18 protein-coding genes are annotated in these 20,141 nt (G+C 72.8%); 12 read left to right on the forward strand and 6 right to left on the reverse strand.

Going from position 1 to position 20,141, the window contains the following annotated elements; translation table 11 throughout:
* Window positions 1–214: 214 nt before the first annotated feature.
* The 3 genes from BMY40_RS16840 (at window position 215) to BMY40_RS16850 (ending at window position 3,687) form a co-directional block, all read left to right on the forward strand.
* The gene (locus BMY40_RS16840; RefSeq protein ID WP_093660394.1) at window positions 215–1,150 is read left to right on the forward strand and encodes a hypothetical protein; all 936 of its coding nucleotides are present in this window, start codon (window positions 215–217) and stop codon (window positions 1,148–1,150) included.
* A gap of 222 nt (window positions 1,151–1,372) precedes the next feature.
* A complete protein-coding gene (locus tag BMY40_RS16845) occupies window positions 1,373–2,062 on the forward strand; it encodes a DUF3558 family protein (protein WP_093660396.1) in 690 nt (229 codons plus the stop codon).
* 185 nt (window positions 2,063–2,247) lie between these two features.
* Entirely contained in the window at window positions 2,248–3,687 is a 1,440-nt protein-coding gene (locus BMY40_RS16850) for a DUF2637 domain-containing protein (protein WP_093660711.1), read from the forward strand.
* Between the two features lie 70 nt (window positions 3,688–3,757).
* Here BMY40_RS16850 and lysS read toward each other — a convergent pair whose 3' ends face one another.
* The gene (gene lysS / locus BMY40_RS16855) at window positions 3,758–5,506 is read right to left on the reverse strand and encodes a lysine--tRNA ligase (protein ID WP_093660713.1); all 1,749 of its coding nucleotides are present in this window, start codon (window positions 5,504–5,506) and stop codon (window positions 3,758–3,760) included.
* Window positions 5,507–5,751: 245 nt separating this feature from the next.
* On the opposite strand from lysS, the gene argS reads away from it, so the two are divergent.
* Window positions 5,752–7,536 (forward strand): arginine--tRNA ligase, encoded by a 1,785-nt coding sequence (gene argS, locus BMY40_RS16860; RefSeq protein ID WP_093660398.1) that lies wholly within the window; start codon window positions 5,752–5,754, stop codon window positions 7,534–7,536.
* Between the two features lie 75 nt (window positions 7,537–7,611).
* Here the strand turns inward: argS and BMY40_RS16865 are convergent, their stop codons facing one another.
* The 3 genes from BMY40_RS16865 to BMY40_RS16875 all read right to left on the reverse strand — a co-directional run bounded on the left by BMY40_RS16865 (window position 7,612) and on the right by BMY40_RS16875 (window position 9,506).
* On the reverse strand, window positions 7,612–8,391 hold the full coding sequence (locus BMY40_RS16865; protein ID WP_093660400.1) for an SDR family NAD(P)-dependent oxidoreductase: 780 nt from the start codon (window positions 8,389–8,391) through the stop codon (window positions 7,612–7,614).
* Window positions 8,392–8,524: 133 nt separating this feature from the next.
* A complete protein-coding gene (locus BMY40_RS16870) occupies window positions 8,525–8,860 on the reverse strand; it encodes a YnfA family protein (RefSeq protein ID WP_093660402.1) in 336 nt (111 codons plus the stop codon).
* Window positions 8,861–8,891: 31 nt separating this feature from the next.
* Window positions 8,892–9,506, reverse strand: a complete 615-nt coding sequence (locus BMY40_RS16875) for a hypothetical protein (protein WP_093660404.1) — start codon at window positions 9,504–9,506, stop codon at window positions 8,892–8,894.
* 126 nt (window positions 9,507–9,632) lie between these two features.
* On the opposite strand from BMY40_RS16875, the gene hemL reads away from it, so the two are divergent.
* From hemL to ccsB, 6 genes are all read left to right on the forward strand, one after another.
* On the forward strand, window positions 9,633–10,964 hold the full coding sequence (gene hemL / locus BMY40_RS16880) for a glutamate-1-semialdehyde 2,1-aminomutase (protein WP_093660406.1): 1,332 nt from the start codon (window positions 9,633–9,635) through the stop codon (window positions 10,962–10,964).
* 146 nt (window positions 10,965–11,110) lie between these two features.
* The gene (locus tag BMY40_RS16885) at window positions 11,111–11,770 is read left to right on the forward strand and encodes a histidine phosphatase family protein (protein ID WP_245770151.1); all 660 of its coding nucleotides are present in this window, start codon (window positions 11,111–11,113) and stop codon (window positions 11,768–11,770) included.
* A 188-nt stretch (window positions 11,771–11,958) separates the two neighbouring features.
* Entirely contained in the window at window positions 11,959–12,576 is a 618-nt protein-coding gene (locus tag BMY40_RS16890) for a TlpA family protein disulfide reductase (RefSeq protein ID WP_093660408.1), read from the forward strand.
* Between the two features lie 5 nt (window positions 12,577–12,581).
* The gene (locus BMY40_RS16895; RefSeq protein ID WP_093660410.1) at window positions 12,582–13,346 is read left to right on the forward strand and encodes a cytochrome c biogenesis CcdA family protein; all 765 of its coding nucleotides are present in this window, start codon (window positions 12,582–12,584) and stop codon (window positions 13,344–13,346) included.
* Between the two features lies 1 nt (window position 13,347).
* Entirely contained in the window at window positions 13,348–15,225 is a 1,878-nt protein-coding gene (gene resB / locus BMY40_RS16900) for a cytochrome c biogenesis protein ResB (RefSeq protein WP_093660412.1), read from the forward strand.
* A 5-nt stretch (window positions 15,226–15,230) separates the two neighbouring features.
* Window positions 15,231–16,358: a c-type cytochrome biogenesis protein CcsB gene (ccsB, locus tag BMY40_RS16905; protein WP_093660414.1), complete on the forward strand. Its 1,128-nt coding sequence runs from the start codon at window positions 15,231–15,233 to the stop codon at window positions 16,356–16,358.
* Window positions 16,359–16,406: 48 nt separating this feature from the next.
* Here the strand turns inward: ccsB and BMY40_RS16910 are convergent, their stop codons facing one another.
* The gene (locus BMY40_RS16910) at window positions 16,407–16,847 is read right to left on the reverse strand and encodes a PLD nuclease N-terminal domain-containing protein (protein ID WP_093660416.1); all 441 of its coding nucleotides are present in this window, start codon (window positions 16,845–16,847) and stop codon (window positions 16,407–16,409) included.
* A 135-nt stretch (window positions 16,848–16,982) separates the two neighbouring features.
* Between BMY40_RS16910 and BMY40_RS16915 the strand changes: the two genes are divergently transcribed.
* Together BMY40_RS16915 and mqnP are read left to right on the forward strand one after the other, a co-directional pair.
* Entirely contained in the window at window positions 16,983–18,434 is a 1,452-nt protein-coding gene (locus tag BMY40_RS16915; protein WP_093660418.1) for a menaquinone biosynthesis decarboxylase, read from the forward strand.
* Window positions 18,431–19,351, forward strand: a complete 921-nt coding sequence (gene mqnP / locus BMY40_RS16920) for a menaquinone biosynthesis prenyltransferase MqnP (RefSeq protein WP_093660420.1) — start codon at window positions 18,431–18,433, stop codon at window positions 19,349–19,351. Before BMY40_RS16915 ends, mqnP begins: the two co-directional genes overlap by 4 nt.
* A 47-nt stretch (window positions 19,352–19,398) precedes the next feature.
* Here the strand turns inward: mqnP and BMY40_RS16925 are convergent, their stop codons facing one another.
* Complete coding sequence (locus BMY40_RS16925) at window positions 19,399–20,019, reverse strand: rhomboid family intramembrane serine protease (RefSeq protein WP_093660422.1); 621 nt, start codon at window positions 20,017–20,019, stop codon at window positions 19,399–19,401.
* Between the last annotated feature and the right edge of the window lie 122 nt (window positions 20,020–20,141).

Here is a 20,141-nt window from a genome sequence, read left to right on the forward strand (position 1 = left end):
GGCACGCCCTGCCACATGCGTGCGAATCGCGTACGGATCGGGTGCGAACCGCGTACGTCCGTACACACAAGGCGGATGTATTACTGCATATGCACCGATGAGCGGAGGTCCCGCGGCGCGCGTGACGGACGTCGTGCGATAGACATTGTGTTCTGCCGTGGTCGTATGGCGGCAACGTGTTTTCGAGCGTTCGCGCGGACGAGGGAGTTGGGCAGTGCAGCGGAAGGCATACGCCACCGGCGCGGCGCTCGTCGCCGTGCTGGCCGTCGGAACCGTCGGCTGCACCGGCGGCTCCGGCACGGGCGGCGCCGCGGCCGACAGCAAGCCCGGCACGGTCGGCACCGCCGCCGCCACGGCTCCGCCCGGCACCTACCGCGATCTGCCCGAGCCCTGCGGCGCGGTCGACACCGGCCTCCTGCGGGCGATGCTGCCGGGCGCGGAGAGCGCCTCCCCGAAGGACGGCGCGGAGGGCGGCGACGGGACCCCGGCGGCCTACGAGGGCGAACAGACCGTCACCTACGACAACGACCGCCGGGTCGGATGCCGTTGGAAGAGCTCCACCGGCATGGGCAGCCGCCACCTCCTGGTCGATTTCGAGCGGGTCGTGTCGTACGACCCCGCCGTCAGCGACGACGAGCGTGCGGTGCGCCTGTACGAGGACATGGCGCTGGAGGCCGGCATCCCCACCTCGCCGCCCGCGGACGAGGAGTCCCCCGGCTCCGGGGAGGAGACGGACGGGGACGAGGCCGGTGCGGAGGAGGCCGGGGACGGCGGCGAGGACTCCGGCAGGGCGTCCAAGAAGAGCGATGCGCCCACCGGAAGCGGTGGCGAGGACGGCGACGGTGACGGCGGGGAAGGCGACGCCGGCGGCGAGCCGGGGACGGCCGTGCCGCAGCCCGCGCCCGGCGCGGCGCTGGCCCCGCGCCCCCTGGAGGCCGTCGGGGACGCCGCGTACATCGACGACGAGCTGATCACCGCCGACTCGGGCGTCCACCGGGACATCACCCTGGTCTTCCGCACCGGGAACGTCATCGTCACCGTCGAGTACGAGCAGTGGGTGACGGACAAGCGCAGGCTGCCCGACAGCTCCGAACTGCAGGAGAAGGCGCTGAAACTGGCCGGTCAGCTCGCCGGGGAGTTCCGGGACTGACGCCCGTTCGCGGGCCCGCCCGGCGCCCCGCCGGAGCCGGGGCGAAACCGGGGCGACGGACCGGGACGACGGACTGAGACGACGGACACACCCGGCCCCGGCGCCGCCCTCCGGAGCCCGCGGCCGTCCTAGGCTGCTGCGGTGTCATCGCCCGAGTGGCGTACCGTCGTGCCGTCCGACAGGGCGTGCCCGGCGCCCAGCACATCCGGAAGCGAAGGAACCATGCACCGTAACGCCACGCGCACCGCCGTCCGCACCCTCGCCTGCGCCGCCGTGCCCATGCTGCTGGTCGCGGGCTGCTCCTCCGGCTCCGACGGTGACGACTCCGCCAGGCCCTCGCCCAGCGCCTCCGCCTCCAGCGCGTCCCCGACCCCGGCGCCGGTGAAGTTCACCACCCTGCCCGACCCCTGCAAGACCCTCTCGGGGGACACGGTCGGCGACGTGGTGCCCGAGGCGAAGAAGAAGGGCAAGAACCTCGGCTCCAAGGACGCCGACGGCTACGGCACCTGCCTGTGGAGCGGTCTGGACGACTACCAGTACCGGGCGCTGACCGTCTCCCTCAAGCGGTTCGACTCCGACGTGACGCTCGGCAGCGGCAGCGAGCGGGCCGCCGAGTACGCGGGCCAGCAGGTGGCCGCGATCTCGCAGGACGAGGAGAACAAGAAGGTCAAGGACACTCCGCTCGACGGGGTCGGCGACCAGGCGACGTCCATAGCCTTCGAGACGGAGAAGAAGGACGGCGAGAAGACCGAGGAGTACCGCGAGCAGCGGATCGTCGCCATCACCGGCAACGTCGTGGTGACCGTGGACTACGAGGGCGCCGGCTTCGAGACCGGCAAGACGCCGAAGGCCGAGGACATCCGCAAGGGCGCGGAGAAGGCGGCGAAGGAGGCCGTCAAGGCCGTCAAGTGACCGGGCCGACCGGGCTGACGCGGCCGACCGGGCCGGGGCCCTCCGTATCCGCCACCCGCCGCGCGTAACCTGTCTTCCCCTCGGGGGCCTCCCGCTCCCCGTCCCTTCCGCCGCCCCTCCCGCCGTCCCGGCCGGACGGCGGGCACCGGCGCCGACGACGATCTCGCGAGGACACAGCAGTGGACCTGACACGCACTCACCGAATACTGATCGGCGTGGTCGTCGCCGGGGCGGTGGTGATCGCGGCGATCGGCTTCGCCGGATCGTACGCCGCCGTCCGCGACCTCGCCGAGCAGAAGGGCTTCGGCGGCTTCGCGCCGTTCTTCCCCATCGGCATCGACGCCGGGATCGTGGTGCTGCTCGCCCTGGACCTGCTGCTGACCTGGATCCGCATCCCCTTCCCGATGCTGCGGCAGACCGCCTGGCTGCTGACGGCCGCCACCATCGCCTTCAACGGCGCCGCCGCCTGGCCCGACCCGCTGGGGGTCGGCATGCACGCGGTGATCCCGGTGCTGTTCGTCGTCGCGGTCGAGGCCGCGCGGCACGCGGTCGGCCGGATCGCCGACATCACCGCCGACAAGCACATGGAGGGTGTGCGGATCTCGCGCTGGCTGCTGGCCTTCCCCTCCACCTTCCGGCTGTGGCGCCGGATGAAGCTGTGGGAGCTGCGCTCCTACGACCAGGTGATCCGCATGGAGCAGGACCGCCTCATCTACGAGGCGCGGCTGCGGGCGCGCTACGGGCGCGGCTGGAAGCGGCGGGCGCCGGTGGAGGCGCTGATGCCGCTGCGGCTGGCGCGGTACGGGGTGCCGCTGGCGGAGACCGGCCCGGCCGGGCTGGCCGCCGCGGGCATCGACCCGCAGGGACTCCCCGCCACGGGCGGGAAGGCAGCGGTCACGGGCGGGAAGGCCGCGGCCACGGGCGGGAAGGCCGCCGCGGTCGAGGCGCTGCCTCCGGGGACGTCCGCGGGGCAGGAGTCCGCGCCCGGCAGGGCGTCCCGGGGCGCGGACGCGCCCGGCGAGGGGGCGGGTGAGGTGCCCGTGGAGGGGGCCGGGCAGGAGGCTGCCCCGATGGAGGCGGCCGTGCGGGACGGGCGCGAGATCCTGCCCCCGTCCTGGAGGTCCGCCGAGGAGGAGGCGGCCGTGCGGGAGGCGGCCGTACAGGACGCGCGGGCCGTGCCGGTGGAGGTGCCGGTGGAGGCGCCGGTCGAGGCCCCCGCCCCCGTGTACGCGGCCGAGGCCGCGGCGGCCCGGAACGGGGTGACGGTGCCGGTCAACGAGGGAGGCCGCCGGCGCCCGATGGGCCGCCCCGGTTCCGGCGCCGACGTCCGGACCGCGCCCGCCCCCGTGCCGGCGCCGCGCCGGGAGGCGGTGCCGGAGCCGGACGCCACCAGGCCGACCGGCATGCCCAGCGGCACCCAGTACACGGAGGTGTACTACCACGCGTTCCGGGAGTTCATGGCCGAGCACGGCCGACGCCCCAACGCCCGGGAACTGGCCCGCGCCCTCCACGAGCACCACAACGTCACCGACGCCGACGGCAGCCTGCTGAGCGAGGGTCACCTCCGCCCGTACCTGCGGGAGTTCCGGGAGCGGTACAACGACGAGATGGGCCTGGGGGGCTGACCGCCCACCAGGCCCGTCCGCGTCCTTCCGGTGTCGCCCGGCGCGTACGGCGCGGGCGCGGGCCGGCGGGTTACGCGCCCAGCAGCTTGCGGACCCGGTCGGCGCCGACGGCCAGCAGCAGCGTGGGCAGCCGAGGGCCGGTGTCACGGCCCACCAGCAGCCTGTACAGCAGCGCGAAGAAGGCGCGCTGGGCCACCTTCAGCTCCGGTGTCGGCTTGGCCTCCGGCGACAGGCCCGCCCGGACCTTGGGCACGCCGTAGACCAGCGTGGTCAGCCCGTCCAGCGACCAGTGGTCGTCCAGGCCGTCCAGCAGCAGCCGCAGCGACTCGCGCGCGTCGTCGTCGAGCGAGGCCAGCAGCTCGGTGTCCGGCTCCTCGCGCACCCGGGTGCGCTGCTCGGCCGGTACGTGGGTGCTGATCCAGCGCTGCGCGCAGTCCAGGCGCGGACGCGTCTCGTCCAGGGAGCGGACGGGGTTGTCCGGGTCCAGCTCGCTCAGGATGCGCAGCGTCTGCGCCTCGTCCCCGGTGGTGATGTCCGCCACCGACGCCAGCGTGCGGTACGGCAGCGGGTGCGGGGTGCGGGGCAGTTCGCCGGCGGCCGTGGTGGTGGCGCGGAGGTACGCGGCGGCGTCCGCGGGCTGCGCGGCGCCTTCGGCGACCTTGCGCTCCAGGGCGTCCCACTCGTCGTAGAGCCGCTGGATCTCCTGGTCGAAGGCGATCTTGAAGGACTGGTTCGGGCGGCGGCGGGCGTACAGCCAGCGCAGCAGCGGCGCCTCCATGATCTCCAGCGCGTCGAGCGGGGTGGGCACCCCGCCCTTGGAGCTGGACATCTTCGCCATGCCGCTGATGCCGACGAAGGCGTACATCGGGCCGATGGGCTGCTCGCCGCCGAAGATCTCCCGCACCAGCTGCCCGCCGACGACGTAGGAGGAGCCGGGGGACTGGTGGTCCACGCCGGAGGGCTCGAAGACCACGCCCTCGTACGCCCAGCGCATCGGCCAGTCGACCTTCCAGACCAGCTTGCCGCGGCGGTGCTCCGACAGCAGCACCGTCTCCTCGTTGCCGCACCGGCACACGTACGTCATCCGCGTGCTCTCGTCGTCGTACGCGGTGATCGTCGTCAGGTCGCGGTCGCAGACGGAGCAGTACGGCTTGTACGGGAAGTACCCGGCGTCGCCCGTGCTGCCGTCGTCCTCGCCCGCGGCGCCCGAGCCCTCGGCGGCCTCGATCTCCGCCGCGGACATCTCGGCGTCCTTCGGCTTGCTCTGCTTCTTCGCGGCCTTGGCCGCGCTCTCGGGCGTGACCTTGGTGCGGTAGCGGTCCAGGACGGCGTCGATGCGGGCGCGCTCGCGCATGGCGAAGAGGATCTGCTCGCCGTACGCGCCGGAGGTGTACATCTCCGTCTGGCTGATGCCGCGCACCTCGACGCCCAGCTCGTCCAGCGCCCGCACCATGGCGGCCTTGAAGTGCTCGGCCCAGCTCGGGTGCTCGCTGCCGGGAGGCGCGGGCACCAGGGTGAGCGGCTTGCCGATGTGCTCGGACCACGAGGTGCCGACGCCCTCGATGCCCGCCGGGACCTTGCGGAAGCGGTCGTAGTCGTCCCAGGACAGGATGTGCTCGCAGGGCACACCGCGCCGCTTGATCTCGTCGGCGACGAGGTGCGGCACCATCACCTCGCGGAGGTTGCCCAGGTGGATGGGGCCGGAGGGGCTCAGGCCCGAGGCGCAGACGACCGGTTTGCCGGGGGCGCGGCGCTCCGCCTCGGCGATGACCTCGTCCGCGATGCGGGAGACCCAGTCGGCCTCTGTGCTCTGAGCCACGGTCGGCACGTCCCTTTCCTGGCTGTTCCTGGCTGTTCTTGCTGTTCTCGGCTGTTCCCGGCGCTGCTTCGCGCGCCGGTCGCCGGCTTCCGTGCCCGGGACGGCGGTCCACGGGGGCGGTGGTCCCATTGTTTCAGACGCGGTGCCGGCCGCGCGCCCGTGATAAACGCGCGCGCCCCGGCGGTGGGCCGCGTGGGATACTGGACCGATCCGGAAAACCCCACTCAGAGGAACGGCACTCCTTCATGGCCTCGGTCCCCTCCCTTGCCGCAACCGTCCACCAGCGCGTCGCGGACGCCCTCTCGGCAGCCCTGCCGGAGGCCGCGTCGGCAGACCCGCTGCTGCGACGCAGCGACCGGGCGGACTTCCAGGCCAACGGGATGCTGGCGCTGGCCAAGAAGCTCAAGGGCAACCCGCGGGAGCTGGCGGGCAGGGTCGTCGCCGCGATGCCGGAGACGGACGAGATCGCCGGCATCGAGGTCTCCGGGCCCGGCTTCCTCAACATCACCGTCTCCGACGCCGCGATCGTGCGGACGCTGGCGGCACGGGCGGCCGACGAGCGGCTGGGCGTGCCGTACGCGGAGCGGCCGGGCACGACGGTCATCGACTACTCGCAGCCCAACGTGGCCAAGGAGATGCACGTCGGGCACCTGCGCTCGACGGTGATCGGCGACGCGATCGTGCAGATCCTGGAGCACCGGGGCGAGAAGGTGATCCGGCGGCACCACATCGGGGACTGGGGCACGCAGTTCGGCATGCTCATCCAGTACCTGGTCGAGCACCCGCACGAGCTGGACCACTCCTCCGGCGAGGAGGCCGGCGGCTCCGGCGCGTCCGGCGAGGCCGCGATGTCCCGGCTGAACCGGCTCTACAAGGCGTCCCGGACGCTGTTCGACTCCGACGAGGAGTTCAAGGCGCGCGCCCGCGACCGGGTGGTGCTCCTGCAGAGCGGCGACGGGACGACGCTGGAGATGTGGCGGAGGATCGTCGGCGAGTCGATGATCTACTTCCACGCGGTCTACGACCAGCTCGACGTGGAGATCCGCGACGAGGACGTGGTCGGCGAGAGCGCCTACAACGACGATCTCCAGCAGGTCGTGAAGGAGCTGGAGGACAGCGGCGTCGCGGTCCGGTCAGAGGGCGCGCTGTGCGTGTTCTTCGACGACGTCAAGGGCCCCGACGGCAAGCCCGTCCCGCTGATCGTGCAGAAGTCCAACGGCGGCTTCGGCTACGCCGCCACCGATCTGGCCGCCATCCGCGACCGGGTCGGGAAGCTGGGCGCCGACACCCTGCTGTACGTGGTGGACGCCCGGCAGGCGCTGCACTTCAAGATGGTCTTCGAGACCGCGCGCCGGGCCGGCTGGCTGCCCGAGGGCGCCGCGCGGCAGCTCGCCTTCGGCACGGTGCTGGGCAAGGACGGCAAGCCGTTCAAGACCCGTGAGGGCGAGACGGTCCGGCTGGTGGACCTGCTGGACGAGGCCGTCGAGCGGGCCACGGCCGTGGTGCGGGAGAAGGCTGAGCAGGGCGGTCTGGAGCTGACGGAGGAGGAGATCGCCGAGCGCGGCGCCCAGGTGGGCATCGGCGCGGTGAAGTACGCCGACCTGTCGACGTCCATGTCGCGCGACTACGTCTTCGACCTGGACCGGATGGTCTCCCTCAACGGCGACACCAGCGTCTACCTCCAGTACGCCTACGCCCGGATCCAGTCGATCCTGCGCAAGGCGGGCGACGCGAAGCCCGCCGCGCACCCGCAGGTGGGGCTGGCCCCGGCCGAGCGGGCGCTGGGCCTGCACCTGGACGAGTTCGCCGAGACGCTGGCGGGTGTGGCCGAGACGTACGAGCCGCACAAGCTGGCCGCGTACCTGTACCAGCTCGCCTCGCTCTACACCACGTTCTACGACCAGTGCCCGGTGATCCGGGCCGAGTCGGAGGCGGTCAGGGAGAACAGGCTCTTCCTGTGCGACCTGACGGCCCGCACCCTGCGGCAGGGCATGGCGCTGCTGGGCATCCGCACCCCCGAGCGGCTCTGAGGCGTACGGACCGGAACGGCCGGGCGCCCGCCCCGCTTCCGCGGGACGGGCGCCCGGCCGTTCGGCGTTCGCCGCTCAGCGCTCGCGGTGCACCTTGGTGTTGGACGCCTGGGCGCGGGGGCGGACCACCAGCAGGTCGATGTTGACGTGCGGAGGGCGGGTGACGGCCCAGACGACGGTGTCGGCCACGTCCTCGGCGGTCAGCGGCTCGGCGACGCCCTCGTAGACCTTCGCCGCCTTGTCGGCGTCGCCGCGGAAGCGGGTGAGGGAGAACTCCTCGGTGCGCACCATGCCGGGCGCGATCTCGATGACGCGCACCGGCTGCCCGCACAGCTCCAGGCGGAGGGTCTCGGCCAGGACGTGGGCGCCGTGCTTGGAGGCGACGTATCCGGCGCCGCCCTCGTAGGTGCCGTGGCCCGCGGTGGAGGAGAGCACGAGCACGGTGCCTTCGCCGGAGGCGGTCAGGGCCGGGAGCAGGGCCTGCGTCATGTGCAGCGTGCCCAGCACGTTGACCTCGTACATCGACCGCCAGTCGGCGGGGTCGGCGGTGGCCACCGGGTCCAGCCCCAGGGCGCCGCCGGCGTTGTTGACCAGCACGCTGCCGGGGGCGAGGGGGCCGAGCCGGGAGGCGAAGGCGTCCACGGCGGCGCGGTCGGTGACGTCCAGGGGGTGCGCCTCGGCCCGGTGGCCGTCACCGTTCAGCTCGGCGGCGAGTTCCTCCACGCGGTCGGCGCGGCGGGCGGTGAGCACGGTGCGGTAGCCGGCGGCGGCCAGCCGGCGCGCGGTGGCGGCACCGATGCCGCTGCTCGCGCCGGTGACGACGGCGGTGGGCTGCTGCTCGGCGGGCAGGGTCATGAAGGGCTCCTCGCAGGGCGGTGGACGTGATGGTGTCACGTGCGGATGAACGCGGATGAACGCGGATGAACATGGTGGCGGGTGCCGCGGCGGGCGTCCCCGGCCGGGTCGCCCCGCAGGACGGGCGGCCGGTTCACCCGCCCCGCGGCGCGTACATGATCAGTGCGACCCCGGCCAGGCAGACCAGCGCCCCCGCGACGTCCCAGCGGTCCGGCCGGAAACCGTCCACGACCATGCCCCAGGTCAGGGAGCCCGCGACGAAGACCCCGCCGTACGCCGCCAGCACACGGCCGAAGTTCGCGTCCGGCTGGAAGGTGGCGACGAAGCCGTAGGCGCCCAGCGCGACCACCCCGGCGCCGATCCAGGCCCAGCCGCGGTGCTCGCGCACCCCCTGCCACACCAGCCAGGCGCCGCCGATCTCCAGAAGGGCGGCGAGGGCGAACAGCAGGACGGAGCGTGCGACGGACACGGGAGCGCGGGCCGGTACCGGTGCCGGCCCGTCAGGGCCAGACCAGGCAGTACGGCTGGTGGCCGGCCTCGTGGAGCCGGTGGGAGAAGTCCTGCCACTCGTGCAGGAGCCGGTAGACGTCGAAGGCGTCGCGCGGGCCTCCCCGGTCGGGGACGGTGGACCAGATGAAGGCGGCGGCGCCCACCGACTCCTCCCCGATGCCGCGCAGCGGGTCGACGACCGTCATGGGGAGCCTGACCACCGCGTAGTCGGAGTGGAGCACGACCAGTTCCAGTGGCGGCACCTTGTGCAGGGGGACGCCCTCGATGCCGGTGAGGACCATGGCGGCCATCGTCTCCGGCTTGATCCTGGTGAACATCCCGTGGCCCAGTTCGTCCCCGCCGAGCTCGTCCGGGCGCATCGTGATGGGCACCCGGGCGGCTGTGGCGCCGTCCGGCGCGCCGAAGTACTTGTAGGTCACCCCCACCCGGCCACCCTTGCTGCTCCTCGTCTCCGTGCTCTCGGCCCCGGCGGCTCCGGCGCTCCCGGCCTCGGCGGTCTCGCTGACCGCCCTCACGTCGCGGTCCCGCCGGTGGCGGCCCCGCGCCCGCCTGGGCCCCCGGCCCAGGTCCCCCGTGCCCTCGCCCAGTCCGCCACCGCGCTGCATGTCACCACCCGACCACTTGCGGCCCCCGCCGCGCAACCAGATCATCGTCTCAGAGACTTCCAGAGACCTCCCCTTCTGGCGGGCTGTGAAACGCCCGGCCGCACATGCGCGCGAGGCTCTGAGACCATGGCTTGCGTGAGCTATCCGTACGATGCCCCAGTATCGCAGTCGCTGTACGACCGTGCCGCCGTCGTGACGCCCGGAGGCGTGAATTCTCCGGTGCGCGCCTTCCGCGCCGTGGGCGGTACGCCCCGCTTCATGGTGTCCGGTACCGGTCCGTACCTCACCGACGCCGACGGCCGTGAGTACGTGGACCTCGTGTGCTCCTGGGGCCCGATGGTCCTCGGGCACGCCCACCCCGCCGTGGTGGAGGCGGTGCGCGCGGCGGTCGCGCGCGGCACGTCCTTCGGCACGCCCGGCGAGGGCGAGGTCGAACTGGCCGAGGAGATCGTCGCCCGCATCGCCCCCGTCGACCAGGTACGGCTGGTCTCCTCCGGCACCGAGGCCACGATGTCCGCGATCCGCCTGGCGCGCGGTTTCACCGGGCGGGCCAAGGTGGTCAAGTTCGCCGGCTGCTACCACGGGCACGTCGACGCCCTGCTGGCCGCCGCCGGCTCGGGCGTGGCCACCTTCGCCCTGCCCGACACCCCCGGTGTGACGGGCGCGCAGGCCGGGGACACGCTGGTGCTGCCGTACAACGATCTGGACTCGGTCGCCGCCGCCTTCGCCGCGCACCCCGGCGAGATCGCGTGCGTGATCACCGAGGCGTCGCCGGGCAACATGGGCGTCGTGCCGCCGCGCGACGGCTTCAACGCCGGGCTCAAGCGCCTGTGCGAGGAGAACGGGGCGCTGTACGTCTCGGACGAGGTGATGACGGGCTTCCGCGTCTCCAAGGCCGGCTGGTACGGCCTGGACGGCGTCGTGCCGGACCTGATGACCTTCGGCAAGGTGATGGGCGGCGGCTTCCCGGCCGCGGCCTTCGGCGGCCGGGCCGACGTGATGGCGCACCTCGCCCCCGCCGGCCCCGTCTACCAGGCCGGCACCCTCTCCGGGAACCCGGTCGCCACCGCCGCCGGCCTCGCCCAGCTCCGCCTGCTGGACGACGCGGCGTACGAGCGGCTGGACGCCGTCTCCGCGCGGATCCGCGCCCTGGTCGCCGAGGCGCTCACCGAGGCGGGCGTGGCCCACCGGCTGCAGAACGCGGGCAACATGTTCTCGGTCTTCTTCACCGACGAGGAGGTGGCGGACTACGACGCGGCCAGGCGCCAGGAGTCGTTCCGCTTCACCGCCTTCTTCCACGAGATGCTGGCCCGGGGCGTCTACCTGCCGCCCTCGGCCTTCGAGTCCTGGTTCGTCTCCACCGCCCACGACGACCGGGCCGTCGAGCGGATCGCCGCCGCCCTGCCGGCGGCCGCACGCGCCGCCGCGCGGGCCACCGCCGGAGAGGAGGGGGCATGACGGACGAGCCGAACGCGGGCGCCCCGAACCCGGCGGAGTCCGCGGACCCCGCGGGCATGACGGACCCGGCGGACGTGGCGGTCACCGGCGAGACGGCGGGGGAGCGCGAGCAGCACGGCGGCGGGAAGCGCACCGTCGTCCACCTGATGCGGCACGGCGAGGTGGAGAACCCCCAGGGGATCCTCTACGGGCGCCTGCCCGGCTACCACCTCTCCGACCTGGGCCGCCGCATGGCCGAGCGGGTCGCCGAGCACCTGGCCGGGCGCGACATCACCCATGTCGTCGCCTCCCCGCTGGAGCGCGCCCAGGAGACCGCCTCGCCGATCGCCAAGGCCCACGGCCTGGACGTGGCCAGCGACGAGCGGCTGATCGAGGCGGAGAACATCTTCCAGGGCAAGACCTTCGGTGTCGGGGACGGGGCCCTGCGGCGGGTCGCGAACTGGCCGCACCTGCGCAACCCCTTCCGCCCGTCGTGGGGCGAGCCGTACATCGACCAGGTGGTGCGGATGATGGCGGCGCTGGAGGCCGCCCGGGACGCCGCCCGCGGCCACGAGGCGCTGTGCGTCAGCCACCAGCTGCCGATCTGGACGGTGCGCAGCTTCGTCGAACGCCGCCGGCTGTGGCACGACCCGCGCAGGCGGCAGTGCACCCTGGCGTCGCTGACCACCTTCACCTTCGTCGGGGACCGGATCGTCTCGGTCGGCTACAGCGAGCCCGCCCGCGAGCTGGTGCCGCCGCACCTGAGGGCCGGGGCGAAGCCGGCCAGGGGGCAGGCGGGGGGCAGCGGCCCGGGGTTCGGGGCCTGAGAGGTTCGCGCCGCCGTCCGGCGGGAGGCCGCGGGACGGCGGCGGAGACGGCCGCGGCCGTCCGGCGATCCCCGCTCCGTGTGAGGCAAGTCACATCCGGGCGGGGGGAGTTGTCGGGTTATCGCCCGGTGGGGCCTTTTGACGGGGGTGGGGGAACGCCCGCGCGGGGCGCATGGGAAACTTTTCACATGTTTCTTCGCGCCATCGGCTCTCCGGGCCGCTCCCGGCTGTCCGCGGCCGTCACCGCCGCGGTGGCCTGCGCACTGCTCCTGTCGGGCTGCGGCGGGGACGGCGGTCAGCAGCAGAGCGGCGGTTCCGGCAAGAACTACGTGGAGGGGACGGGCGCGGTCACCAGGGTGAAGCCCGCCGACCGCGAGCCCGCCCCCGAACTCTCCGGCGAGACGGTCGACGGGGAGCGGCTGGACGTCGCCGACTACCGGGGCCAGGTCGTGGTCCTCAACGTCTGGGGATCGTGGTGCCCGCCCTGCCGCGCCGAGATGCCGCACCTGGTGAAGGTGGCCGAGGAGACCGAGGACCAGGGGGTGCGGTTCGTCGGGATCAACACCCGGGACCTCGACCGGGTGCCGGCCCAGCGCTTCGAGGACGAGTACGAGGTCCCCTACCCCAGCCTCTACGACCCCTCGGGCAAGCTCCTGCTGCGCTTCCCCAAGGGCAGTCTCAACCCGCAGGCCATCCCCTCCACCCTCGTCCTCGACCGGGAGGGGAGGATCGCGGCCCGGGCCCTGAAGCCGCTCGGTGAGGAGGAGCTCCGCTCCATCATCGACCCCCTGGCCAAGGAGAAGTGAGGCGGATGCTCCACCTCGCCTCCGCCACGGGGATCAACGAGACCGTCCTGTCGGGCGGTCTGCTGCTGGCGATCCCCGTCGCGCTGCTGGGCGGGCTGGTGTCGTTCTTCTCCCCGTGCGTCCTGCCGCTCGTCCCCGGCTACCTCTCCTACGTCACGGGAATCGGCGGCGCGGACCTGGCCGAGGCGCGCCGGGGGCGGATGGCGCTCGGCGCCTCCCTGTTCGTCGCGGGCTTCACGGCGGTCTTCGTCTCGGGCGGAGCCCTCTTCGGATACTTCGGCCAGACGCTCCTGGAGCACCAGGAGACGATCAGCCGCGTCCTGGGCGTGGTCCTGATCGCGATGGGCCTGCTCTTCGCGGGTCTGCTGAAGGGGGTCGGGCAGCGCGAGTTCCGCTTCCACCGCAGGCCGGCCGTGGGCCTGACCGGCGCCCCCGTGCTCGGCGTGCTCTTCGGCGTCGGCTGGACCCCGTGCCTGGGGCCCACGCTGACCGCCGTCAACGCGCTGGCGCTCAGCGAGGCGAGCGCGGGGCGGGGAGCGCTGCTGACGGTCGCCTACTGCCTGGGCCTGGGCCTGCCGCTGATACTGGCGGCGGTGGCCTTCCGGCGGGCGATCGGCGCCTTCGCCGCGGTCAAGCGGCACTACGCGTGGGTCATGCGGATCGGCGGGGGGATGCTGATCGCGCTGGGGGTCCTGATGCTCACCGGGGTGTGGGACCTGCTGCTGACCGAGATGCGCACCTGGACCGACAGCTTCACCGTAGGGATCTGAGATGCCCACAGCCGATGTCGGGAACGCTCCCGAGAACACCCGGACCGGCGCCGACGAGCAGGAGGCGGGCGGCCGGATCTCCACCGCCCCCCGCGAGGACCCTGGCACCGACGCACCCGCCCTGGGGCCGGTGGGCTGGGCCCGCTGGTTCTGGCGGCAGCTCACCTCGATGCGGGTCGCGCTGATCCTGCTCTTCCTGCTCTCGCTCGCCGCCGTGCCCGGCTCGCTGATCCCGCAGAACGGCGCGGACGCCTTCGCCGTGCGGGACTTCAAGGAGCGCAACGGGACGCTGGCGGAGGTCTACGACGAGCTCCAGCTCTTCGACGTCTACAGCTCGGTGTGGTTCTCCGCGATCTACATCCTGCTGTTCGTCTCGCTCATCGGCTGCATCGTCCCGCGCAGCTGGCAGTTCGTCGGCCAGCTCCGCTCCCGTCCGCCGCGCGCGCCGCGCCGGCTGACCAGGATGCCCGCCCACACCACCTGGCGCACCGACGCCGAGCCGGAGCGGGTGCTCCGGGCGGCGCGGACGCTGCTGCGCGGGCGCCGCTTCCGCACGTCCCTGACCGAGGAGCCCGGCGGGCCGGACGGTTCCGGCGGAGCCGGCGGGTCCGGCCCAGGGGGATCGGTCGCCGCCGAGAAGGGCTATCTGCGCGAGGCCGGGAACCTCGTCTTCCACGTCTCGCTGATCGTGATGCTGCTCGCCTTCGCGGCGGGGCAGCTGTGGAACTCCGAGGGCGGCAAGCTCGTGGTGGAGGGCGACGGGTTCTCCAACACGCTCGTCCACTACGACGACTTCACCTCCGGCTCGCTGTACGACACCGACGACCTGGACGTCTTCGGCTTCACGCTGGAGGAGTTCCACGCCTCCTTCGAGCGAACCGGCCCGCAGCGCGGCACCGCGCGCACCTTCCGCGCCGACGTCTCGTACTGGGAGGGCACGGACGGCGCGGAGAAGAAGACCTCCATCGAGGTCAACCACCCGCTGAAGGTCGGCGACTCCAAGGTCTTCCTGGTCGGCCACGGCTACGCGCCGGTCGTCACCGTCACCGACGGGCAGGGGAAGACGGCGTACCGGGGCCCGGTGCCGTTCCTGCCGCAGGAGAGCCTGGGCCTGACCTCCACGGGCGTCATCAAGGTCACCGACTACCGGAACAAGGACGGCGAGAAGGAGCAGCTCGGCTTCCAGGGCATCTTCACGCCCACCTACGGGATCGACGCCGAGCGCGGCCCGCACTCGACCTTCCCCGAGCTGGACTACCCGGTGCTCTCCCTCAACGCCTTCCACGGCGACCTGGGCGTCAACGCCGGGCTCCCGCAGAACGTCTACCAGCTCGACACCGACAAGATGGAGCAGTTCAAGGCCGAGGACGGCGACCTGTTCCGGGCCGACCTGCGCCCCGGGGAGTCGGTGGAGCTGCCGGACGGCGCGGGCACGCTGACGTTCGACCGCGTCGAGCAGTGGGCCAGCTTCCAGGTCTCCCAGGAGCCCGGGGAGGGCTGGGCGCTGGCCGGGGCCACCGCCGCCGTGCTCGGCCTGGCCGGCTCGCTGTTCGTGCGGCGCCGCAGGGTGTGGGTCCGCGCCCGGCGCGGCGCGGACGGTGTCACCGTGGTGGAGATGGCCGGGCTGGGCCGCAGCGAGTCCGCACGGCTCCCCGAGGAGCTGGGCGACCTGGCCTTCGCCCTCCAGGACGACGCGCCGCCCGCGGCGGATCCGGGTGAGGGGGACCGTCCGGACGGGCAGGACCCGGCTCCCGGGCAGGACCCGGCCCCGGGGAAGGGCACCGGGGAGGACGCCGGGGGGAGCACGGGGGGGACCGCAGAAGACGTACCGGCTGCCACCGAGGACGCCGGCCCCTCGTCACGAGGAGAGAACGAGTGAACCCAGTGGACATCGCCGTCGCAGCGAACGAGAGCCTCGCCGAGTTCAGCAACCTGCTGATCAAGTCGGCGATGGCCGTGTACGCCCTGGCCTTCGTCGCGCACATCGTGGAGTGGGTGTTCGGCAGCCGCAGCAAGGTGGCCCGCACGGCCGCCGCGCTGACCGCCCGGGGCGCCCAGGGCGCCGGGAGGGCCAAGAGCCCCGAGAGCGCCGGAGAGAAGGGGGCCGGCAAGGTCTCCGTCACCGTGCGCACCTCCGGCGGCACGGAGGTGCTGGAGCGCCCCAGGATCGTCACCCGCTCCGCCCCGGGCCGCCGGGCCGGCGTGCCCGACGGTCCGGGCGCGGCCGGCGGCGACGAGCAGGGCGACCTGTACGGCCGGATCGCCGTCTCGCTCACCGTGCTGGCCTTCCTGCTGCACTTCGGCGCGGTGCTCACCCGCGCCCTGTCGGTGCAGCGCGCCCCCTGGGGCAACATGTACGAGTTCTCGACGGCCTTCTCGATGGTCGCCGTCGGCGCCTACCTGGCCTTCCTGGTGGCGAAGAAGAACATCCGCTGGATCGGGCTGCCGCTGGTCACCACCGTGCTGCTCGACCTGGGCCTGGCCATCGTGGTCTTCTACACCGAGAGCGACCAGCTCGTCCCGGCGCTCGACTCGTACTGGATGTGGATCCACGTCTCGCTGGCCATCGTGTGCGGCGCGCTGTTCTACCTCGGCGCGGTCTCCACGCTGCTGTACCTGTTCCGGGACCGCTACGAGGCCAAGCTGGAGGCCGGCGGCAGGCCGGGCGCCATCGCCACCTCCGTGCTGGAGCGGCTGCCCAGCTCCGCGTCGCTGGACGGCTTCGCCTACCGCATCAACGCCGCCGTCTTCCCGTTCTGGACCTTCACCATCATCGCGGGCGCCATCTGGGCCGAGAACGCCTGGGGCCGCTACTGGGGCTGGGACCCCAAGGAGACCTGGTCGTTCATCACCTGGGTCGGCTACGCGGCGTACCTGCACGCCCGTGCCACGGCGGGCTGGAAGGGGCGCAGGGCGGCGTACCTGGCGCTGATCGCCTTCCTGTGCTTCCTGTTCAACTACTACGGCGTCAACATCTTCTTCGACGGCCTGCACTCCTACGGCGGGGTGTGACCGTCCCGCCGTGGTGTGACGCCGTGGTGCGACGCGGGAGCGGCCCTCTCAGGAGGCGGCGGGCGGAGTGGTGTCCTCCGGCCCGCCGTTCTCCTTGTCGGCCTCCCTGGCGTTCTTCCGGTCGTCCTTACGGCCGTTCTTCCGGCCGTTCTTCCGGCCGTTCTCCTCACCGGGCTCCTGCTCCGGTTCCGGCGCCTGGGGCCGCTGCCGCCCGCGCTCGTTGATCGACTTCAGGAAGTCGGGGTTGTCGTCCGGCGCGACCCAGCGGCGCTCGTCGGGACGGGTGGCGCCGTAGGGCGCGTTCCTGCGCGGCCGCCCGGCCAGGAACCAGGCGATGGGCCCGAACAGCACCGAGCCGAAGAGCACGATGATGAAGACCCAGGCCAGCTTCGGCAGCTTGCGGACCTCGTTCTCGGGGGTGTTCAGGCAGTCGATGAAGGCGTAGATCCACACCGCCAGGATCAGAACGGTCGGAAGAAGCCTGAGCATTGGGCAACGCCCCCTGGAAGCGTGTAGTGCGGCAGGTGCCGGGCCCCGCGAGGGCCCGTGGTCCGGGGTGCCGGGCCGGAGTCGGAGGAGGCCCCGTGACACGCCCAGGGTAATCGGTGTCGGATACTTGCCCGTATGGCATACGACGATCTCCGCTCGCTGCTGCGGGCCCTGGAGCGCGACGGCGACCTCGTACGGATCAAGGCCGAGGTCGATCCCCATCTGGAGGTCGGGGAGATCGTCGACCGGGTCCAGAAGTCCGGCGGCCCGGCGCTCCTGTTCGAGAACGTCAAGGGCTCCGGCATGCCGCTGGCGATGAACGTCTTCGGCACCGACCGCCGCATGCTCAAGTCGCTGGGCCTGTCGTCCTACGACGACATCAGCGAGAAGATCGGCGGGCTGCTGCGGCCCGAACTGCCGCACGGCTTCGTCGGGGTGCGCGAGGCGTTCGGCAAGCTGGGCGCGATGGCGCACGTACCGCCGAGGAAGGTCAAGGACGCGCCCGTCCAGGAGGTGGTCCTCACCGGCGACGACGTCGACCTGGAGAAGCTGCCCGCGCTGTTCACCTGGCCGAAGGACGGCGGCTCCTTCTTCAACCTGGGCCTGACCCACACCAGGGACCCCGACAGCGGCATCCGCAACCTCGGCCTGTACCGGCTCCAGCGGCACGACAGGCGCACCATCGGGATGCACTGGCAGATCCACAAGGACAGCCGCAACCACTACCAGGTCGCCGCGCGCCGCGGCGAGCGGCTGCCGGTCGCCATCGCCTTCGGCTGCCCGCCCGCCGTCACCTACGCCTCCACCGCGCCGCTGCCGGGCGACATCGACGAGTACCTGTTCGCCGGCTTCCTCCAGGGCAAGCGGGTGGAGATGGTGGACTGCAAGACCGTGCCGCTCCAGGTCCCCGCCCGCGCCGAGGTGGTGCTGGAGGGCTGGCTGGAGCCGGGCAGGATGCTCCCGGAGGGGCCCTTCGGCGACCACACCGGCTTCTACACGCCGCAGGAGGACTTCCCCGCCCTGACCATCGACTGCGTGACGATGCGCAGACGCCCGGTCTTCCAGTCCATCGTCGTGGGCCGCCCGCCGACGGAGGACGGGCCGCTGGGCCGGGCGACGGAACGCTTCTTCCTGCCGCTGCTGAAGATCATCGTCCCGGACATCGTGGACTACCACCTCCCCGAGGCGGGCGGCTTCCACAACTGCGCGATCATCTCGATCGACAAGAAGTACCCCAAGCACGCGCAGAAGGTGATGTCCGCCATCTGGGGCGCGCACATGATGTCGCTGACCAAGCTGATCGTCGTGGTGGACTCCGACTGCGACGTCCACGATCTGCACGAGGTCGCCTGGCGCGCCCTGGGCAACACCGACTACGCCCGCGACCTCCTCCTCACCGAGGGGCCGGTGGACCACCTCGACCACGCCTCCTACCAGCAGTTCTGGGGCGGCAAGGCCGGCATCGACGCCACCGCCAAGTGGCCCGAGGAGGGCTACACGCGCGACGGGGGGTGGCCGGACATGGTCCTGTCCGACCCCGGCACGGCCGAGAAGGTCAGCCGCCGCTGGCGGGAGTACGGGCTGTGAGCTCCCTCACCGAGGGCGTCGCCGGGCCGCAGCCCGCCCGGCCCGCCGGCAGGGTCAGGGCGTTCCTGCGGCTGGTGATGATCGAGCACTCGGTCTTCGCGCTGCCCTTCGCCTACATCGCCTCGCTCACCGCGATGTTCCTGGACGACGGCACCGTCCACTGGTGGGAGCTGTTCCTCGTCACCGTCGCGATGGTGGGGCTGCGGACCTTCGCGATGGCCGCCAACCGGATCATCGACCGGGAGATCGACGCCCGCAACCCGCGCACCGCGGGGCGCGAGCTGGTCACCGGGGCGCTGTCGGTGCGCACCGCCTGGGCCGGGGCGCTCGCCGCGCTCGCCGTCTTCCTGGGGGCCGCCGCCCTGCTGAACCCGCTGTGCCTGGCGCTCGCGCCCGTCGCCGTGGTGCCGATGGTGGTCTACCCGTACGGAAAGCGGTTCACCGACTTCCCGCACGCCATACTCGGGCTCGCGCAGGCCATGGGGCCCGTGGGCGCCTGGATCGCGGTCACCGGCGCCTGGTCGTGGGAGGCGGCGGTCCTGGGCCTCGCGGTGGGCGTGTGGATCGGCGGCTTCGACCTGATCTTCGGCTGCCAGGACGTGGCCGCCGACCGGGCCCACGGAGTGCGGTCCGTCCCCGCCCGTTTCGGCATAGCCGCCGCGCTGTACGGGGCCCGCGGCTCCCACGCCGTCACCGTGGCGCTGCTGGCCTGGTACGGGGTGCTGACCGGAGCCGGTGCGCCGTACTGGGCCGGGCTGGCGGTCGTGGTGGCGGCGTTCGTCTACGAGCACTCCATCGTGCGGCCCGGCGACCTGTCCCGGCTGAACCGGGCGTTCTTCACCGTCAACGGCTTCATCGGGATGGCGCTGTTCGGCTGCGTCCTGCTCGACCTGGCGCTGCGCGGCCTGACGGTGTGAGGCGCGGCGGTGGCCCGGCCGGCGGCGAGCCCGGCCGGGCGAGCGGGTCAGGGTATCTGCCGCCGGACCCGCGCGGCCGGTGCCGAGCGGCGGAACCAGAACGCCGCCAGCACCCCGCCGATCAGCCCGAACAGATGGCCCTGCCAGGAGACGCCCTGGGCGGTGGGCAGCACGCCCCACAGGATCGAGCCGTAGAGCAGGACGACCGTGATGCCCACGGTGATGTCGAGTGCGTCCCGGTCGACGAAGCCGCGCACCAGCAGATAGCCGAAGAGGCCGAAGACCACGCCCGAGGCGCCCGCCGTCAGGGAGTTCTCCGGCGCGGTGAGCCAGACGCCGAGGCCGCTGACGACGATGATCGTCAGGCAGACGGCCAGGAAGCGGCCTATCCCGCGGACGGCCGCCAGGAAGCCCAGCACCAGCAGCGGCAGGCTGTTGGCCGCCACGTGGTCCCAGCCGAAGTGCAGGAACGCCGCCGGCACCACGTCGGCCAGCTCCTCCGTCTCGCGCGGCGAGATGCCGTAGGGGTCGAGGGAGTTTCCGGTGGCCACGTCGACGGCCTCCAGCACCCACAGCAGGGCCACCCAGGACGCCATCAGCACACCCGCCGACACGGCCCTGGAGGCGCGTGAGGAGCGGGCCGCCCCGGCCGCAGATCCGTACACCATCCGGTCCCTTCCGTTCGATACCGCAGTCGCCGTCGCCGTCGCAGTCGTCACCGTCGCCGCCACCGAGGCCGCGGCCTCGAACGGCGCCGTCTTCGGTCTGCCCGTTCCGCCGCCGCGTACAT

The organism is Streptomyces radiopugnans, assembly GCF_900110735.1.
Taxonomy (GTDB): domain Bacteria; phylum Actinomycetota; class Actinomycetes; order Streptomycetales; family Streptomycetaceae; genus Streptomyces; species Streptomyces radiopugnans.

What these genes read in the sequence shown, in the direction of transcription:
- BMY40_RS16845 (WP_093660396.1), top strand. Translation starts at nt 1,373, where the DNA reads ATGCACCGTAACGCCACGCGCACCGCCGTCCGCACCCTCGCCTGCGCC.
- argS (WP_093660398.1), top strand. Translation starts at nt 5,752, where the DNA reads ATGGCCTCGGTCCCCTCCCTTGCCGCAACCGTCCACCAGCGCGTCGCG.
- BMY40_RS16865 (WP_093660400.1), bottom strand. Translation starts at nt 8,391, where the DNA reads ATGACCCTGCCCGCCGAGCAGCAGCCCACCGCCGTCGTCACCGGCGCG.
- BMY40_RS16875 (WP_093660404.1), bottom strand. Translation starts at nt 9,506, where the DNA reads ATGCAGCGCGGTGGCGGACTGGGCGAGGGCACGGGGGACCTGGGCCGG.
- hemL (WP_093660406.1), top strand. Translation starts at nt 9,633, where the DNA reads ATGGCTTGCGTGAGCTATCCGTACGATGCCCCAGTATCGCAGTCGCTG.
- BMY40_RS16885 (WP_245770151.1), top strand. Translation starts at nt 11,111, where the DNA reads ATGCGGCACGGCGAGGTGGAGAACCCCCAGGGGATCCTCTACGGGCGC.
- BMY40_RS16890 (WP_093660408.1), top strand. Translation starts at nt 11,959, where the DNA reads ATGTTTCTTCGCGCCATCGGCTCTCCGGGCCGCTCCCGGCTGTCCGCG.
- BMY40_RS16895 (WP_093660410.1), top strand. Translation starts at nt 12,582, where the DNA reads ATGCTCCACCTCGCCTCCGCCACGGGGATCAACGAGACCGTCCTGTCG.
- resB (WP_093660412.1), top strand. Translation starts at nt 13,348, where the DNA reads ATGCCCACAGCCGATGTCGGGAACGCTCCCGAGAACACCCGGACCGGC.
- BMY40_RS16910 (WP_093660416.1), bottom strand. Translation starts at nt 16,847, where the DNA reads ATGCTCAGGCTTCTTCCGACCGTTCTGATCCTGGCGGTGTGGATCTAC.
- BMY40_RS16915 (WP_093660418.1), top strand. Translation starts at nt 16,983, where the DNA reads ATGGCATACGACGATCTCCGCTCGCTGCTGCGGGCCCTGGAGCGCGAC.
- BMY40_RS16925 (WP_093660422.1), bottom strand. Translation starts at nt 20,019, where the DNA reads ATGGTGTACGGATCTGCGGCCGGGGCGGCCCGCTCCTCACGCGCCTCC.